Genomic DNA, 16951 nt, shown 5'->3' with positions numbered 1-16951 from the left:
TCGACCCTTTGGCCGTTCATACCCTTCGGCTGCCTTGGAGGCGTGGATGCGTGACTGACTAGGAGTCACTTCTAGGAGCGACGGCCCGTGATGGGAAGAGATTTATGAAATGCAAAAAAATTTCGATACTAATCTGTCCACATTTTAAATTTTCCTTTAAAAATTTGTTTCTGCCAATGCAATGCGATTATTATTAAGATTAATATTCGTGATACGATGTGGACATAATCGACTGAATTATTCACAAAAAATTCAAACTGTTTCCAAGCAAAGACGGCTAGTGTTCTACGCACAACTATGCGCTTGGAGAAAGCAATGGATCATGTTGCGCGTCCGCTGTCGCATGGCCAGATGGGCCTTTGGATACATCATCAAAAACGACCTCACGGCAGCGAATACAATCTGCCCGTCGAACTGCGCATAAGGGCACCGTTCGACATTGATGCCTTGCGGCGCACGCTCCAATCATTGATCGACCGCCATGAAATGCTGCGCACGACCTTTCACCGGGAAGGCGAGCAGATCGTTCAGCGCATTCATGAGACAGCCCTTCTGAGTTTTCATGTCGTTCGGCTACAAGGTCTCGAAGAGGCGGACTTCCATCACTCCATCGCAGCGGAAGCTCGCTCGCCTTTCGATCTGGAACATGGGCCGGTGTTTCGCGCTCACCTGTTCATCAGCAGTGCCACGGAAGAGGTTCTCCTCCTCAATTTCCATCACATCATTTCCGACGGCTACAGCATTCGCACCTTCCTGCACGAGTTCGGCGGGCTTTACCAGGCGTTCTGCGGCGACACGGATACGCCGGATCTGACCACGGCAGCTGCTTACGCGGATTTCGTAGCCTGGCAAGAGCGCCTCCTCGCCGGCGACAACGGAGAACGCATGTGGGCCTACTGGCGCAGCCAGTTTGTTGATCATGAACCTGACCTGGCCCTTCCGACCGACAGACCACGAGCTGCACTTGCCACGCACACCGGGTCAGTTTTCTCCGTGAATGTCGAGATGCCGCTGGTCGCGCGCTTGGAGCGACTGGCGGATAAAGAAAAAGTGACGCTCGCCACCGTGCTGCTTGCTGCCTATTACGTCCTGCTGCATCGTTACGGCGACCAGGACGACATCACCCTTTACGTACCACGCCTCGGTCGTCCGACCGGAAATTTTTCGGGGACCTTCGGCTACTTTGTGACACTGGCGGCCCTACGGCAGGATCTTTCCGAAAATTCCATTTTCCTCGACCATTTGCAGCGGGTTCGTGAGCTCATGCGCTGCGCGCGTAGACACGAGTATTTTCCTCTTCCCCTACTGCTGGAGAAGCTAAAGCTCCCTCCTGCACCTGATCGCAACCCGCTTGCGCAAGCTGTTTTCAACTTCATCCCGGAGGCGGTGAGTTCTCTTGGCTTCAGGCGATGCGACGTCGACCTGTGCGGCTTGCCTGCGCAAATCCGACTTTGCGAGACCGACGTCTGGATCGATCTTGATTTTCGCATCCTCGCTGGAAAACAAAGCGTCCGCCTTGACGCCGTATACAATGCGGATTTGTGGGATCGCAGCACCATCGAGCGGCTGACCAAGCAGTATCAGTTGTTGCTTGAGGCGATTGCAGATGCGCCAGGGCGACGGATAGGCGATTATAGTTTTCTGACGCCAGAGGAGGAGCACCAGCTTCTGCGTGATTTTACTGACACATCTGCACCTTTTCCTTCGGACATTTGCCTGCACAACCTGATCGAAGCGCAGGCTGCCGCTTACCCAGACAATATCGCCGTCAGCTGCCCATCGGAGGCGCTCAGCTATACAGCACTTGAGCAAAGGGCAAACAGGCTTGCCCATCATTTGATTTCAAAAGGTGTGCGCCTTGGAGATGTGGTCGGCGTTCTCGTTCAGCGTTCGTGCGATCTCATTGTCGGCTTTCTAGCTGTCTTGAAGGCGGGCGCCGTCCATCTTCCTCTCGATCCTAGACTCCCACCCCAGCGCCTACACTTCATGTTGCGGGACGCTGAAGCCACTGCAGTGATCAGCAAGGCAGAGCTTACAGAACAGGCGTTCGGGGGTGCCCTGTCGGGGCGAAACATTGAAGGTGCGAATGGATGCGCTGTGGTTCTCCTCGACCAGGACCACACCGAAATCGCCCTGCACGAAGTCACTCCTCCGCACTGCCCCGCCGGTCCCTCGGATTTGGCTTACGTTATCTATACATCCGGTTCTACGGGTCAGCCGAAAGGCGTGATGGTTGAACATCGAAGCGCCTGCAACATGGCGGAGGATCTAAAACGCACGTATCAGCTGGGGCCGGATAGCCGGGTACTACAGTTCGCTTCCTGCGGATTTGACGCATCGCTGTTCGATTTTATGCTGGCCTTTTCTTCTGGGGGTCGATTGTGCCTGGCGCCCCCATCAGCGGCGCTGCCCGGAGCAGAGCTTGTCGACTTCATGCGCCGTGAGCGCATTACCGCAGCCGGTCTCACACCGACAGCATGGGCCTCCTTGCCGTCTACTGATCTTCCTGATCTCACCGTGATCAAGTCAGGCGGAGAGCCGTTGCCGCCAAGCCTCGTTGAGCGATGGGGTGAGAAACGCCGCGTCTTCAATTCTTATGGGCCAACCGAAACGACCGTCTATTGCATAAGGAGCGAGGTGAAACCCGACTGGCGAAGGCCACCCATAGGGCGCCCTGCCATCAATACCAAGGCTTACATCCTCGACCGCTATGGTAACCCGGCTCCGGTTGGCGCAATCGGCGAGCTCTGTATCGGGGGCGTCGGCCTAGCTCGCGGCTACATTAATCACAATGACCTCACGCGCCAGGTTTTCCGGCCAAACCCGTTCGATGATGATCCGCAAGCCAGGCTCTACTGGACTGGGGATCTGGCCCGGTATCGGTCAGATGGCACGATTGAGTTCCTGGGCCGAAAAGACGGACAGATCAAATTTCGCGGCATGCGGGTCGAGCTTGCCGAAATCGAGCAATGTCTGATGGAGCATAAGAACATCAAAGCATGCTGCGTCACGCTGACAAACCGTGCCGTTGAAAATGCGAGCCTGACAGCGTACGTGGTGAGGCGATCGGAAAGTTCGGAGGACATCGATGAACTCCAGGCTTTCCTGCGCGCCGCGCTGCCTGGCTACATGGTTCCCTCACAGTTCGTGTTCCTTCCACAGCTACCAACCAACCGCAGCGGCAAGATCGATCGGCGCGCTCTTCCCGAGCCGAAGAGAGACGGCTCGACATCGAAGGCCGCCACTTTACCGACTGGTGGGTTACAGACAGAAGTGGCTGACATCTGGAAGGACATTCTGCAGGTGGACTCCATCGGCGTTGAAGACAATTTCTTCGATGTTGGTGGACATTCCCTGGCCATTGTTCAGGTTCAGGCGCGTATCCACGATCATTTGGGCATTGATTGCAAGATTCTGGATCTATTCGAGCATCCCACCATAAGAACGCTCGCAGCGCACTTGGCCGCAATTTCCGACGCCCCTCGCCTCACTTCGTATCTTGAGAAGCCAATTGGGGTGGCCGCAAGCGAAAGCAAGGCCGAACAGAACCGCAATGCTGTCGCGATCATCGGCATGGCGGGCAGGTTCCCGGGAGCGGAAAACGTCGATCAATTCTGGAACAATCTGGTTGATGGCATAGAGTCCATCGCAGACTTGGATGAACAGACATTGCGACAAGCTGGCGTTGATCCCAATACCTTTGGCAAGCCCAATTATGTGAGGCGCGAAGCCGTTATCAGGGGGGTCGATCTGTTTGACGCAGCGTTCTTCGGCATCTCGCCAAAGGAAGCAGCGTGGATGGACCCGCAACAGCGGATCCTGCTGGAAACGGCGTATCAGGCGCTCGATCATGCAGGATACGGATCGCGCGAGACCGCCGAGGATCCAGTCGGTATCTTTGCCGGCGTGGGAGCCAACCACTATCTCGCTGAACATGAAGCAGGCCGGGACTTGCTGGATTCGGAGAAATTGCAGATCCGCATTCTTAATGGCCACGATTTCACGGCGACGCGCATTGCCTACAAGCTCAACTTGACCGGTCCCTGCGTGTCAGTTCAGACGGCGTGTTCCACTTCGCTGGTGGCCGTCCACCTCGCTTGTCAGAGCCTGCGCAGCAATGAGTGCGACATGGCGCTGGCTGGCGGTGCATCGATTTCCCTGCCCCACGGAAAAGGCTATCTCCATCAAGAGGGCCATATCTTGTCCCCTGACGGTCACTGCCGTGCGTTCGATGCTAGAGCACAGGGAACGGTGAGAGGCAGCGGAGCAGCGGTCGTCGTTCTCAAGCGGCTGAGCGACGCCTGTAGAGACGGCGATTATATCTGGGCAGTGATAAAGGGGACCGCCATCAACAATGATGGCGCCGCCAAGGTAGGGTTCACCGCCCCCAGCGCCGACGGACAGGCTGCGGTGATCCAAGCCGCCCTCACCGATGCTGAGGTCTCTGCGGACACCATTGGTTACGTCGAAGCGCATGGTACGGGAACCTATCTTGGAGACCCCATCGAAATCTCCGGCCTGACCAAGGCCTTCGGTTCCTACACAGCACGGAAACAATTCTGCGCAATAGGTTCGGTGAAGACAAATGTCGGCCATCTCGACGCCGCAGCGGGCGTAACGGGATTGATCAAGCTCGCCACGATGCTGAACAGGAACGTCATTCCGGCTAGCCTACATTTTGACAAGCCCAACCCAAATATCGACTTTCACGAGAGCCCGGTTTTCGTAAACAAGACCTGCACCGATTGGCCCAAAGGTGGTGAGCCACGGCGCGGCGGGGTCAGCTCATTTGGCATTGGTGGCACGAATGCGCACGCGATTCTCGAGGAGGCTCCGCCGCGAACCGGTGCGCATGCCAGTCGCCGGCCGCACGTCTTTACGGTATCGGCGGCGAGCAGATCGGCAATGACCGAAATGCTCCAGCAACTGGCCGGCTTTATGCGCCGAAGCGATATTCAGCATAGCGCCGCAAATATCGCATACACCCTGCAAACGGGTCGAGCCGCTCTCAGATATCGCACAAGTTTCGTGGGATCCGGTCTGGTGGAACTAACCGACCAAATCGACCAGGCGGCACTGCAGGCGGGCGCGACGCGAGAGGTGTCAAGCAGTGAACGCATCGTTTTCATGTTCTCCGGCCAGGGCGGGCAGCAGATTGCAATGGGTCGGGAGCTCTATGAAGAAGAGCCGGTATTCCGCAACGCCATCGACGAATGCGCAAACTGGCTTAATGAGCTCGCACATATTGATTTCCGCCCCTGCTCTACTGCGAAGGCAAATCTGATGGCGAGCCTGAGGCTCAGCTGGAACCCGTCATACAGCCTGTCATCTTTGCTACGCAATATGCAATGACGAAGCTCTTCATGTCGTGGCGCATTGTCCCTGCAGCTGTGATCGGCCACAGCATCGGCGAATATGCAGCCGCTCATTTTGCGGGCATTATCTCGTTACCTGATGCTATTCGTCTGACGCTGATAAGAGGACAGTTAACGTCGCGTGTGCCTGCCGGCGGGATTGTTGCAGTCAGCCTGTCGCCGGAAGAGCTCCAGCCCTATTGGAACGAACGCCTTTCATTGGCGGCCATAAACGGGCCTCGTCAGTGCCTCGTTTCGGGGCAGCATCCGAGATCGCGGCGTTTCATGAGCGGTTGGAGTCGAGATCCATTGCGAGTAAACGGATACGTGCAAGTCATGCCGTACATTCATCCCTACTCGATCCAATCCTTCCGGAGTTTAAGATTCACGCAGCACAAGTCGATTTGCACGCGCCGCAAATGCCTTTCATGTCAACGGTACTCGGTGACTGGCTTGAGCCGGACGTGCGGCTCGATAGCAACTATTGGGTCCGCAACCTGCGAGAGACGGTGCAGTTCCATCAGGCCTTCGATCGGCTAGTGCAATCGGGCCACGAGTTGTTCATTGAGATGGGGCCTGGCGCAGCCCTGACGGGACATTCCAAGCGGTTCAAGTCAAAGATCAACCCTCACAGTCCCCTTGCCTTTGCGGCCTTGCCAGGAGGCGACCATGGGCAAGGTGATCGCCTGAGACTGTTACAGACACTGGGCAAGCTTTGGAGCTGCGGCGTTCGCGTAGATTGGTCTGGCCTGCACGCCCATCACCACCCACAGCGCACCCCCCTCCCCCCTTATCCTTTTGATCGCAAGCGTTACTGGCTCGATGCGGTCGTAACCAAGGAGCAGGAACAAAATGCCGATTTGAATCAGCCTGATATTGCAGCCACATCCGTCGATCGCCCGACTGGGAACGAAGGGGTGCGCAGTCCGACTGAAGTTGAGATGTCTGCTGAGGCAGCTTTAGACAGCCAAATTGGGGCGGTCTATCGGGACATTTTGGGCTTGGATGAGGTTGCCCTGACCGACAGCTTCTTTGATCTTGGTGGCGATTCGTTGAGCGCCTTAAGCGTCATCGATCGCATCGAGCAGCTCACGGGAGAGAGAGTGGCTGTCTCCCTGCTGCTGGAACACCAGACTCCAAGAGGGCTCGCAATAGCCCTGTCGAAGACCCGTGGAAGCGCGCGTCAGAACGCATTGGTGCCGATACAAACCGGCGGTTCACGGACGCCTCTGTTTTGCCCCACCCTTTTGGGGACATGTACTCCTCTATACGCCTCTTGCTAAGGCACTTGGCACGGAGCAGCCGCTGTTCGGCCTGCAGGCGCGCGGTCTGAATGGTGAAGCAAGACCTCACCTGAGCATTCCGGAGATGGCGCGGGAATACGTAGAGGCTATCAAGAGCGTTCAACCGCGAGGCCCCTATCAGCTCGCCGGGTTGTCTATGGGCGGTAGCATTGCTTGGGAAATGGCCTGCCAATTGCACGATGCTGGTGACGAGGTAGCAATAGTTGGGCTGCTCGATGCCAAAGCGCTTCACAAGGATGAAGAGCACACAAGCGACCGGTATCATCGCTTGCTCGGCGACCGCCGTATTCCTGACTGGCTTAGCGAGCAAGCGGTCACATTGAGCGTCCTTTTTCCTACGCTGAAGAAACATTGGCGAAAGCTGAAATCCATCAAACGTGAGTGTCAGGTCACGGCATTGCTGGATTTCGGAATGCAAGCAGGCAATGTACCCGACATGGGTGAAACGCAGCTCAATAATATTCTGGCAGTTGCCGAGGCAAATAAAATTGCGCTGCGTGAATATACGCCTCGGCTCAACGACAGCAGGTCCGTTCTTTTTGCAGCCAAGAAGGGGCTGCGCACATCCACTAATGAACCTGATGGCGATCTTGGGTGGAAGCAATTCGCGCGGACGCGCCTGGAAATCCATGAGGTGCCAGGTGACCATTACACGATGGTCGCTCCGCCTCATGTGAGCGTCCTAGCAACGAAGCTCAAAGATTATCTCAATCGAAACGACTAAGCGACGGCACCAGCAGCAGATCGCAAAAGCCGGACAAGGGCCGGCGACCAAACTGTTGCAACAAATCCTTGAAGTAAATTTACTGAATCTTTGCGACCGCAAATCGCTCACAATGATACGTTCACTACAAGGTCTGAGATCGGGCACGGCTGAAAAAGCTTCTGCCGATGTACGAAGGACTGCCACAAAGCACGTAACGTCGGAGTCAACGGCCAATGGCAAGAAGAGCGCTCATCCTGCTTGAAGGTTCAAGGTATAATGGTCCGCTATACGTCCAGGCGGCCAAGCAACTTGGTCTTCATCCAATTGTCCTATCGGCTGATCCAGATCAGTACGACTATCTTGGGGCCGAAGGAATTGAGGCAATCCGTGTCGATACAGCGGATCTCGATGCGCTGATCCGCGAATGCTCCCGGCTGCATGCAACCTATGACATTGCTGGCATTACGTCCGTCGGGGACTCATTCTATGCGACAGTTGGCAAGCTCTGCCGCCATTTCGATCTGCCGGGACCGAAACCCACATCCATCGAACAATGCTGCGACAAATTCAAGCAACGTCACCTACTCGCAGAGGCCGGCGTTCCAATACCTGCCTATCGCTTGGCAGCGGATGCGACGGAGGTGGAAAGTTTTGCCGCGGAGATCGGCCTGCCGGTGATTGTCAAGCCAGCCGTGGGCAGCGGCAGTAGGGGAGTCCGATTGTGCCGCAACGTCAACGAGTTGGTTGAACATACGACCTATCTGTTGGGCGGGAAGCATATATGGCGGTCTTCGCCGAGAATACTCGTGGAAGAATTCGCACAAGGCCCCTACTATTGTGCCGAGATAATGGGAAATGAGATCATTGGCATTTCCGCCGCCGATTTCGGCTCCCCACCGCATTTCGTCTTTCGTGAATTCACCTTTCCGGCCGGGCTGACTGATGACGAGCATCAGCGTATCGCCGATGTTTCCCTGAGCTGTTTGCGAGCTCTCGACCTTGGCTGGGGCCAGCGGGTATTGAATTCCGGTGGACGACGCGTGGGCCAGTCGTCATTGAAGTCAATCCGCGCCTTGCCGGCGCGCCCGATCCTCAACTGGTTCATCTGGCTTACGGTGTCGATCTCGTCACCGAGCACATCAAGCTTGCCATTGGGGAAGAATGGGATTTGCACAGAAGGCATTCGCAGACTGCGGCCGCGCGGTTCCTCGTTCCTGATCGCGATGGCACCCTCGATTGGATCAGCGGCGACAGTCGAGCGGCTGCCATACCCGGTATAGTCGAGGTCAAATTCTATGTTGAACCCAAGACGCCAATCGTCAGGAAAGGCGATCTTCGAGACTGGATCGGATATGTCATCGCTGCTTCACCCACCCATGATCGGACTGAGGCGATACTTCAGCGTGCAGTCGACTTAATCGATTGGTCGATCACACCATTTTCGACCGTTGGCGAACAGGAACAACCGGCGGCCCCTTAACCAGCGCTGGTGGCGCCTGGTAAGAGGCGTTCGTCGCCGTAAAGCGCCCAGGGGGTCAACTATCTGATGAGGAATCCGCGTTTGTTTCATGCAGAAACCAGGCAGATAAAGCACCTGCCGCGAGTGGTCTGAACTCGCACGCAGCTATTGTCAAATCTTCTTAAATGGAGAACACCATGTTCGTACGCAGCCTGCAAGATGTTGAAGCCACCGATCACTTCGTTGAGTGGGGTAGTGGTACCAGCCACCGTCTGCTGACGAAAAAGGACGGAATGGGCTTTACCGTCTGTCACACGGTAGTGCGCGCCAACACGGAATCCCTGCTCCAATACCGCAACCACCTTGAGGCCTGCTATTGCATTGCTGGGGAGGGCGAGGTTGAGGACATGGACGGCAATGTCTTTCCCATTCGCAAAGGCGACATCTACGTGCTCGACAAGCATGACGAGCATTATTTGCGCGGGGGCCGGAACAAGGACCTGGTTCTCGTCAGCATCTTTAATCCGCCGCTCAAGGGCACCGAGCGCCACAACCTCAATGACGGGTCAAGCTCGGCCTATTGAAGACGGAAAAGAACCGCAGGTTTTGTAGGAACTCGGTCCAAGGGCGATGTCACGTTGTCTGCATATAAACGCATTGAGACCTGCGGCCGCTGATGTCAGCTGACCATGGCCACGGCTTTCCATTGCGCCATGGCCTGCAGGCGGTGAATATGTGCAGCGAGAGCGGAGCGTTTTGAGCGGGGCGGGACGAAGAGATTGCGCAGAGCCGAGAAGATCGAAACGAAGCGTTGCAGTGCTCCTGGTGATCGGAAGTCTTGCATCATCCGCTCGCGTTTTCGCAGCGGCATGTGCACTCTCCGCCCGGCTGCGGCGCGACGCCTTGCTTCTTCAGCAGCCGCGTCAGCAAACGCTTGGCCGCTTTGGTTTGCGGCGGTTCTGGACGATCTCGTCGAGCCCTGTCCGGAACGATTGGAATACGCACCAAAACATCGCTTCAGCAGGCCAAAGACCACTGAAACCTCCGGGAAAACAGCCGTTTATGGACACGTACTAGACGTTATGACCGTGGTCTGAGCGGCGGCCCGTCCTTAGTCTTTGTAGCTGTAAGCAAACGGGGTTGCTCGGGAATGCCGAGCCGAGCCCCAGCAAAGGAAGGACGGGCCATGGCAGAAGATAAGGGTTTTTACGTCGGTGTCGATGTTTCGAAGGCCAAGCACGCGATTTGCGATTGCGGAGGGTGGCCGGGAGGGGGAGGTCCCCTATTTCGGCGAGATCGAGGCGACACCGGCGGCGGTGGAACGCTTCATGCGTAAGCTGGAGGGCAAATATCCGCGCCTGCATTTCTGCTACGAGGCCGGACCAACGGGCTACGGGCTTTGCCGCCAGATCGTTGAGCTCAACCACCGCTGCGATGTTGTCGCGCCGTCGCTGATCCCGAAGCGCCCGGGCGAACGCGTCAAGACGAACCGACGCGATGCGGTCACCCTGGCACGGCTGCTGAGGGCGGGGGAGCTGACCGGGATCTGGGTTCCCGACGCAGTGCATGAAGCGGTGCGCGTTCGGAGCTCGGCGAGCGAGGATCTGCGCAAGGAGCGCCAGCAGCTTCTGTCGTTCCTGCTGCGCCATGGCCGGGTCTTTAGTGGACGCACGAATTGGGGCCCGGCGCATGCCCGCTGGCTGGCGGCGCAGAAGTTGGACCATCCGGCCCAGCAGATCGTGTTCCAGGACAAGTCGATGTGATCACCGATGCGCAGAACCGGCTGGAGCGGCTCGGTGCCCAGCTCGCCGAACTGGTGCCGAGCTGGTCGATGGCGCCGGTGGTGGCGGCCTATCAGGCGCTACGTGTCTCCTTCATCGTTGCCGTCACCTTTGTCAACGAAGTCGGCGATGTACTGCGCGGCGACAATCAAGGTGAGACTCGTATCATCCCGTTCGTCGCGCTATAGATGTACGCCGTTTCGACAATCCGCGGCAGCTGATGGCCTTTCTCGGCCTGGTGCCGTCGGAGCGGTCAACCGGCGAGACGGTGAAGCGTGGCGGCCTGAGGCTTGCCGGCAAAGCCGCGCACGCCGCGTCCTTGTGGAGGGCGCCTGGAGCTACCGCTATCCGGCCCGGGTGACGAAACCATTCGCATCCGCCTCGAGGGCCCTGCCCAGGGCGGTTCGCGAGATTGCCTGGAAGGCGCAGACCCGACTGTGCGCTCGCTACCGCGCCTGACGGCCTGTGGCAAGAAGAGACCGTGACCGATCGTCGTGGCGGCGATCGCCCGCGAGATCGCGGCTTTCCTGTGGGCCATCGGCCACCAGGTTGAGCCGGTGCGCTGAAGATGCTGTGCGCTCCCCTGTGGAGATTGAGCTTCCGGCAAACGCTCGTCTCCCACGGGCGCCGCCGGATTGAAGCTAATTGACCGGCTTCAATCCGGCGCAACAAACCGGGACAGCACGGAGACGGGATGTGGCCACGGTGGGGAATTCCCGCGCTAGCTATGTGGCTGGGCAACGGCCCAACGCCCGATTCTAGGCAAGGATACCCAAGACGGATTACGAAAGTGCGGTAGCCAACCCGAGGATAAGAGCATGATCGAGCGTCGTCTCAAGGGCTCATCCCGTCCCCGGGCCGTCCATCAAAGGGGCAAACATCCTGTGGCAAAGAACATCGGACGGAAAAGTTCATCTACCACACTTGACCACGGTCATAAGAGCTAGGCGTTCGGCCCGTCGTCCTCGCTTGCACAGATCTGCTGAAACCAATCGGTGAACGCGTCCACGGTGGGGCCCGCATCATGGGCCCTTAATAGGTAATACCCTTGATCTTCAAGCGTCGCGATCTCTGACAGGACCACGAGATCGCCGTGCGCTATCTCCCGTCGGAACACCTGGATCGGACAAAGTGCGACACCATGGCCGGCCATGATGGCGCCCGTCAGAAGATTGAAATCCTGATAGATCGGCCCGCGCAGCGGCTTGACACGCGTCATGCCCGCCTTCTCGAACCACTGCGCCCAGCCATCCAAGCTTTCGTCATGGAGCAGTTCCGCGCCTTCCAATCCATTGCTGTGGAGAATCTCGGGCTTGTGTTTCACGTAATGGGCGCTCGCCACCGGCTTGTTCATGCGTGAGAAAAGCCTGACGGACCGGCAGGCCTCGCTGTCCGCGCGGCTAAGCGTGATCAGGACATCGTGCTTGTCGGCATCGAAGGTTTCCTGCGCATGGGCGTATTCAACGCGCATGTCTATGTCCGGATGCATCCTCAGGAAGTCCTGGATAGCCGGCACGAGCCAACGTGTGGCGATCGATGCGATACAGCCGACCGACAGCGGGCGGCTGCCGGGCCTGCACTTTAGGCGCCGGGTCGAGACCGAGATCACGCGTAGCGCAGTCGATACGGCCTCGTAGAACTCCTCGCCGGCAGGTGTGAGGGCAATCCCTCGTCCGACGCGCCTGAATAGCCGTCGACCGATCCATTCCTCCAACTGTCTGACCTGCTGGCCCACCGCCGAATGCGTAACGTTTATCTCGCGGCTTGCATTGGTCAGGCTGGCCAAGCGAGCCGCGGCCTCGAACGCTCTCAGCGCGTTCAAAGGAGGCAGTTCCATCTGTAAGCATTCCTTTCAGTTGTGTTAGAAATGACCGTTTGTCCGAAAAGCCACGATCATGCATCTTGTCCTTCGGTCGCGCGGCTGGCCGGCGTCCTTCGATGTGACAAGCTGTGGCACCTTTATCGCACTTTTCCTTAAATGGAGAACACCATGTTCGTACGCAGCCTGCAAGATGTTGAAGCCACCGATCACTTCGTTGAGTGGGGTAGTGGTACCAGCCACCGTCTGCTGACGAAAAAGGACGGAATGGGCTTTACCGTCTGTCACACGGTAGTGCGCGCCAACACGGAATCCCTGCTCCAATACCGCAACCACCTTGAGGCCTGCTATTGCATTGCTGGGGAGGGCGAGGTTGAGGACATGGACGGCAATGTCTTTCCCATTCGCAAAGGCGACATCTACGTGCTCGACAAGCATGACGAGCATTATTTGCGCGGGGGCCGGAACAAGGACCTGGTTCTCGTCAGCATCTTTAATCCGCCGCTCAAGGGCACCGAGCGCCACAACCTCAATGACGGGTCAAGCTCGGCCTATTGAAGACGGAAAAGAACCGCAGGTTTTGTAGGAACTCGGTCCAAGGGCGATGTCACGTTGTCTGCATATAAACGCATTGAGACCTGCGGCCGCTGATGTCAGCTGACCATGGCCACGGCTTTCCATTGCGCCATGGCCTGCAGGCGGTGAATATGTGCAGCGAGAGCGGAGCGTTTTGAGCGGGGCGGGACGAAGAGATTGCGCAGAGCCGAGAAGATCGAAACGAAGCGTTGCAGTGCTCCTGGTGATCGGAAGTCTTGCATCATCCGCTCGCGTTTTCGCAGCGGCATGTGCATTCTCCGCCCGGCTGCGGCGCGACGCCTTGCTTCTTCAGCAGCCGCGTCAGCAAACGCTTGGCCGCTTTGGTTTGCGGCGGTTCTGGACGATCTCGTCGAGTCCCTAGCCATCCTGGTCGACGGCGCGCCACAACCAGTGTTTCCTGCCGGCGATGGTGATGACGACCTCGTCCAGGTGCCAGACTGTGCTGCTTGCGGAGCAAGCGGCGAGCGTAATGCGGACCGAACTTGATGCCCCACCGGCGGATTGTCTCATACGAAACCACGATCCCCCGCGCTCCAGCAGCATTTCCTCGACCAGACGCAGGCTCAAGGGGAACCTGTAGTAGAGCCAGACTGCATGGGCGATGATCTTCGGCGGGAAACGATGGCGCCTGGAGCTGACGGTCGCGGTGTTCATGCCATCGGTCTATGCCGCAAATCCCTGAACGCTAGTTAAGTGGATAACGCCGGTCCAAGACTTAACCGGTGAGCCTGCTAAAGGCTCCGCCTCGTGCTGCATTGGCGTTTTTTTGGACACAAATCTTGTGCATTCCCATTGGCTGTGTACAGGTAAGAAGGAGCAGACGGAATGCAACAGACTGGACAATTTGAACATTCACTCGGTCGCGGAGGCATCCGGTTCGACGCGGGACGCCATCACAAGGCCAAGCTAGGTTTCGTTCTTCTGGCAATGGAGCAGACCATCGAAGAGGATATGTTCAAGATGGCTCCAGACGGGGTCGGCGTTCACTTCCAGAGAGCCCCGATGGCAAATAAGGTGGAAATCGAAACTTTGTCTGCCATGGCTTCGGGAATCGGTGACGCTGCTGCTCTGATCGTTCCGGAGGTGCAACTCGACGTAATTTGCTACGGATGCACTTCGGGAAGCGTCGTGATCGGCGAAGACAAGGTGTTCGCCGAACTCACGCGCGGTGCACCCGGCGCCAAGCCGACGTCTATAATCTCCGGCGTCATGCGCGCCTTGAAGGCCGTGAATGCGAGGAAGATCACCGTCGCGACCCCTTATGTCGATCCGGTCAACGAGATCGAGCGGGTTTATATGGCGGAACGGGGATTTGAGATCCTGAATATGCAGGGTTTGAATATTGAAAATGATGAAGACATGGTGCGGGTGACCCCTGACTATATCTACGAATTCGCGAAGCAGGTGGATCGGGCAGATTCCGATGCCATTTTTATCAGTTGCAGCGCCCTTCGCTCGGTGGACATTATCCAGGCACTTGAAGCAGAATCGGGTAAGCCGGTGATTACCAGCAACCAGGCGATGATGTGGGATTGCTTGCGGCTGGCGGGGGTGAATGACCGGAGCGACAATTATGGCCGACTTTTCAAAGAGAACTGATGTCTAAAGCCGCGACAGAATTTAGGCGAGAGGCGCCACGAGCTGCGCCTCCTCGGGGCCAGTCAATCGAGATCCATCGTGTTCTTCGAGACCGGATCTGTCGGTTACAATATCGGCCCGGAGAACTGCTCGTCGAGACAGGATTGGCAGCGGAATTCAATGTCAGTCGTACACCGGTCCGGCAAGCGTTGCAGCGTCTTGAATACGAGGGTCTGGTTGAAACCAAGAATGGCGTAGGTACGACAGTCACCGGAGTGGATTTCCAGGAATTCAAGGATGTCTACGCTTTCCGTCTAAGAGCCTGAATCAAAAAGGGTCTTTTGATATCAAGCTCTTGCAAGCTGCGTACTGCACATGAGTCGACTGATGTTGAGCTCAACATCAGTCGACGAGATCGGCTACCTGCCCGTCGTCCACGGTGGCGGCAAAGGTGGACGCCAAACCCTTCTCGGCTTTGAGATGGTGTTCGAAGAACTGATAGACGAGGCTGCCGGCGGTCCTCATGGCCGCCCTCCACGCGAAAGCGGCGCTGCAAAGCGTTCGAAGCGCTGACCGGCGGCTTCTAGGAGATCGGCGGTAACGGTGAGATAGACGGCGGTGGAAGCGGGATCCACATGACCCATGAAGGTCGACAGCTTGACCAGTTTGTCGGTGGGATTATGTCCGTCGCGATACCACCGTAGAAGTCGCCCGACCGCAAAGCTGTGGCGCTAATTCCGAGCTCGGAATTAGCGCCACTCGTTTGCCACTGGCACACTCATGCGCTGGTATAGACTCGGCCTCGATCCTCAGACGAGGCTTCTTGCACTCTCGACTTTCATGGGGCACGGCGACATCAGTTCCACTGCCGTGTATCTGGCGCCGACCCCGGAACTGCTCGAACACGCCAACCAACGCTTCCGTGCCTTTGCCGCGGCAACACTCGGGGAGGATCGGTCATGACCCTCTCCCTCGGTACACTGGTTCAGTCATTTTTTGCCGATCATCTCCCGGTACAGAAGGGGCTGCGGCTCGGTTCGATCCGCAGTTATCGTGACACGATCCGCCTGTTTCTGTGCTTCGTGTCCAAGCAGCGTGGCCGCAAAATTACTGCACTGGCCCTTGATGATCTGACGTTCGAACGGTGTCTGGCATTCCTGAAGCACCTGGAACAAGAACGCGGCAACTCGGTGCGTAATCAACGTCGCGCTGCACTGAACACCTTCTTTGCTTACCTCGCTGTGCGTGCACCCGAGATGCTGGCAGTTTGCCAGCGGGTCGCGGCAATCCCCGTCAAGCGCACATCACTTCCCGATACGCACTTCCTGGAACGGGAGGGAGGTGGTGGCCTTGTTTCGTTCGCTGCCTCGGCAAGGGCATCTCGCGCTACGCGACCACACACTATTGCTCTTCCTCTACAACACCGGCGCTAGGGTACAGGAAGTTGCCGATCTTCGTATCGAGCACCTCGAACTCAAGCCGCCGGCCAAAGTCCACTTGCACGGCAAAGGTGACAAGTGGCGGACGTGCCCGCTCTGGGATGAGACAGTGAAGCATGCTGGCCCCGCGCCGCGTAGCGCCAGGCGAGCCAGTCTTCTGCGCTCCGAAGGCTCGTCCCCTAACAAGGTTCGGGATCTACAAGATTGTCCGACGACACGGCGCTTCCTTCGATACACACGGGCCAAAATCCAGACGAGTCAGCCCGCGCCTATTCCGGCACACCGCTGCCTGCCACCTACTGGAATCCGGTGTCGAAGTTAATGTCATACGCAGTTGGCTCGGGCACGTGAGTCTCGACACGACAAACCGTTATGCCGAGCTGACGCTACGCGCCAAAGCCGAGGCGCTGCGGGCCTGCGAAGTGGGTGGTTCAGGTATTTCAACGGTGCCCCGACCACGTGTTGCCTGGAAGGATGACAAAACCCTCCTCAACTGGCTCAACTCCCTGTAACGCATTATGTGTCCTCTCGCCCGCGGCCCACCCGCGAAGACCGGCTCAAAACCGTTGCCAGCCACATAATGGCGTCGGACACAAAATCCCGATTTTGTTCCCGGGAACAAAATCGCAGACCACGAGCCTGGTAACGCCGTGAAAAAACCGAAACATCCGGACATGCGAGCCAATCCAGTCGGGCAGCGTTTGCGTCCAGGTCGCCTCGGCAAAGGTGTAGCTGGAGGCGCCCAGCACCGCCACGAAGATCTCCGCCTCGCGGATCTCGCCGGTCTTGCGGTCGACAATCGGGATCTTCTTGCCGGAATAATCCACGAAGACCTTGTCGCCGGCGGCGTGTTCCTGGCGCATTGTCGGCGACAGTCGCTGCTGGAATCCCCGCAGGAGTTCACAAAAGCGACT

At 57.5% G+C, this 16951-nt stretch carries 12 protein-coding genes and 5 pseudogenes; 12 read left to right on the top strand and 5 right to left on the bottom strand.

Translation table 11 applies throughout. The annotated features are described in order from the left end of the window. Nucleotides 1–315 precede the first annotated feature (315 nt). From EJ069_RS32020 to EJ069_RS32000, 5 genes and pseudogenes are all read left to right on the top strand, one after another. A complete protein-coding gene (locus EJ069_RS32020; RefSeq protein ID WP_189476084.1) occupies nucleotides 316–5352 on the top strand; it encodes a non-ribosomal peptide synthetase in 5037 nt (1678 codons plus the stop codon). A 247-nt stretch (nucleotides 5353–5599) separates the two neighbouring features. After that, the gene (locus EJ069_RS32015; RefSeq protein ID WP_189476081.1) at nucleotides 5600–6637 is read left to right on the top strand and encodes a phosphopantetheine-binding protein; all 1038 of its coding nucleotides are present in this window, start codon (nucleotides 5600–5602) and stop codon (nucleotides 6635–6637) included. Next, on the top strand, nucleotides 6525–7382 hold the full coding sequence (locus EJ069_RS32010) for an alpha/beta fold hydrolase (protein WP_126064517.1): 858 nt from the start codon (nucleotides 6525–6527) through the stop codon (nucleotides 7380–7382). The genes EJ069_RS32015 and EJ069_RS32010 overlap by 113 nt, the downstream gene beginning before the upstream one ends. Nucleotides 7383–7597: 215 nt before the next feature. Then, nucleotides 7598–8844, top strand: a pseudogene (locus tag EJ069_RS32005) (acetyl-CoA carboxylase biotin carboxylase subunit family protein). 176 nt (nucleotides 8845–9020) lie between these two features. Next, nucleotides 9021–9407, top strand: a complete 387-nt coding sequence (locus EJ069_RS32000; protein WP_126064515.1) for an ectoine synthase — start codon at nucleotides 9021–9023, stop codon at nucleotides 9405–9407. A gap of 95 nt (nucleotides 9408–9502) precedes the next feature. On the opposite strand, the pseudogene EJ069_RS31995 reads toward EJ069_RS32000, so the two are convergent. Continuing rightward, a pseudogene (locus tag EJ069_RS31995) lies at nucleotides 9503–9797 on the bottom strand (IS6 family transposase); the annotation flags it as partial. Nucleotides 9798–10009: 212 nt separating this feature from the next. On the opposite strand from EJ069_RS31995, the pseudogene EJ069_RS31990 reads away from it, so the two are divergent. Continuing rightward, nucleotides 10010–11170: pseudogene (locus tag EJ069_RS31990) on the top strand (transposase). A 377-nt stretch (nucleotides 11171–11547) separates the two neighbouring features. Here the strand turns inward: EJ069_RS31990 and EJ069_RS31985 are convergent. Continuing rightward, the gene (locus EJ069_RS31985; protein WP_126064516.1) at nucleotides 11548–12441 is read right to left on the bottom strand and encodes a LysR substrate-binding domain-containing protein; all 894 of its coding nucleotides are present in this window, start codon (nucleotides 12439–12441) and stop codon (nucleotides 11548–11550) included. A 153-nt stretch (nucleotides 12442–12594) separates the two neighbouring features. Here EJ069_RS31985 and EJ069_RS31980 point away from each other — a divergent pair, with 153 nt between their 5' ends. Further along, on the top strand, nucleotides 12595–12981 hold the full coding sequence (locus tag EJ069_RS31980) for an ectoine synthase (RefSeq protein ID WP_126064515.1): 387 nt from the start codon (nucleotides 12595–12597) through the stop codon (nucleotides 12979–12981). 95 nt (nucleotides 12982–13076) lie between these two features. Here EJ069_RS31980 and EJ069_RS31975 read toward each other — a convergent pair. Next, nucleotides 13077–13674: pseudogene (locus EJ069_RS31975) on the bottom strand (IS6 family transposase). A 171-nt stretch (nucleotides 13675–13845) separates the two neighbouring features. On the opposite strand from EJ069_RS31975, the gene EJ069_RS31970 reads away from it, so the two are divergent. Together EJ069_RS31970 and EJ069_RS31965 are read left to right on the top strand one after the other, a co-directional pair. After that, nucleotides 13846–14619 (top strand): arylmalonate decarboxylase, encoded by a 774-nt coding sequence (locus tag EJ069_RS31970; protein WP_126064514.1) that lies wholly within the window; start codon nucleotides 13846–13848, stop codon nucleotides 14617–14619. Continuing rightward, on the top strand, nucleotides 14619–14924 hold the full coding sequence (locus EJ069_RS31965; protein WP_245456382.1) for a GntR family transcriptional regulator: 306 nt from the start codon (nucleotides 14619–14621) through the stop codon (nucleotides 14922–14924). The genes EJ069_RS31970 and EJ069_RS31965 overlap by 1 nt, the downstream gene beginning before the upstream one ends. Nucleotides 14925–15000: 76 nt before the next feature. Here EJ069_RS31965 and EJ069_RS33865 read toward each other — a convergent pair whose 3' ends face one another. Continuing rightward, nucleotides 15001–15123: a hypothetical protein gene (locus EJ069_RS33865; protein WP_281060008.1), complete on the bottom strand. Its 123-nt coding sequence runs from the start codon at nucleotides 15121–15123 to the stop codon at nucleotides 15001–15003. A 434-nt stretch (nucleotides 15124–15557) separates the two neighbouring features. Between EJ069_RS33865 and EJ069_RS33620 the strand changes: the two genes are divergently transcribed. Genes EJ069_RS33620 through EJ069_RS33860 form a run of 3 tightly spaced genes read left to right on the top strand, consistent with a single transcriptional unit; the run spans nucleotide 15558 to nucleotide 16549 of the window. Continuing rightward, nucleotides 15558–16031 carry a site-specific integrase gene (locus EJ069_RS33620; protein ID WP_245456381.1) on the top strand — a complete coding sequence of 158 codons (474 nt, stop codon included), beginning with the start codon at nucleotides 15558–15560 and terminating at the stop codon, nucleotides 16029–16031. Beyond that, a complete protein-coding gene (locus EJ069_RS33615) occupies nucleotides 15940–16359 on the top strand; it encodes a tyrosine-type recombinase/integrase (protein ID WP_348639380.1) in 420 nt (139 codons plus the stop codon). The genes EJ069_RS33620 and EJ069_RS33615 overlap by 92 nt, the downstream gene beginning before the upstream one ends. Further along, nucleotides 16241–16549, top strand: a complete 309-nt coding sequence (locus tag EJ069_RS33860) for a tyrosine-type recombinase/integrase (protein ID WP_281060078.1) — start codon at nucleotides 16241–16243, stop codon at nucleotides 16547–16549. Before EJ069_RS33615 ends, EJ069_RS33860 begins: the two co-directional genes overlap by 119 nt. Nucleotides 16550–16660: 111 nt before the next feature. On the opposite strand, the pseudogene EJ069_RS31940 reads toward EJ069_RS33860, so the two are convergent. After that, a pseudogene (locus EJ069_RS31940) lies at nucleotides 16661–16945 on the bottom strand (IS21 family transposase); the annotation flags it as partial. Between the last annotated feature and the right edge of the window lie 6 nt (nucleotides 16946–16951).

The organism is Mesorhizobium sp. M2A.F.Ca.ET.043.05.1.1, from assembly GCF_003952445.1.
Classification (GTDB): Bacteria; Pseudomonadota; Alphaproteobacteria; order Rhizobiales; family Rhizobiaceae; genus Mesorhizobium.
The sequence above is the reverse complement of the archived record's forward strand: the minus strand, read 5'-3'. Positions and strand labels throughout refer to the sequence as shown.

Coding starts and splice junctions, on each gene's coding strand:
- EJ069_RS31985 (WP_126064516.1), bottom strand. CDS start 12,441: ATGGAACTGCCTCCTTTGAACGCGCTGAGAGCGTTCGAGGCCGCGGCT.
- EJ069_RS33865 (WP_281060008.1), bottom strand. CDS start 15,123: ATGAGGACCGCCGGCAGCCTCGTCTATCAGTTCTTCGAACACCATCTC.
- EJ069_RS32000 (WP_126064515.1), top strand. CDS start 9,021: ATGTTCGTACGCAGCCTGCAAGATGTTGAAGCCACCGATCACTTCGTT.
- EJ069_RS32020 (WP_189476084.1), top strand. CDS start 316: ATGGATCATGTTGCGCGTCCGCTGTCGCATGGCCAGATGGGCCTTTGG.
- EJ069_RS31965 (WP_245456382.1), top strand. CDS start 14,619: ATGTCTAAAGCCGCGACAGAATTTAGGCGAGAGGCGCCACGAGCTGCG.
- EJ069_RS31970 (WP_126064514.1), top strand. CDS start 13,846: ATGCAACAGACTGGACAATTTGAACATTCACTCGGTCGCGGAGGCATC.
- EJ069_RS31980 (WP_126064515.1), top strand. CDS start 12,595: ATGTTCGTACGCAGCCTGCAAGATGTTGAAGCCACCGATCACTTCGTT.
- EJ069_RS33620 (WP_245456381.1), top strand. CDS start 15,558: ATGACCCTCTCCCTCGGTACACTGGTTCAGTCATTTTTTGCCGATCAT.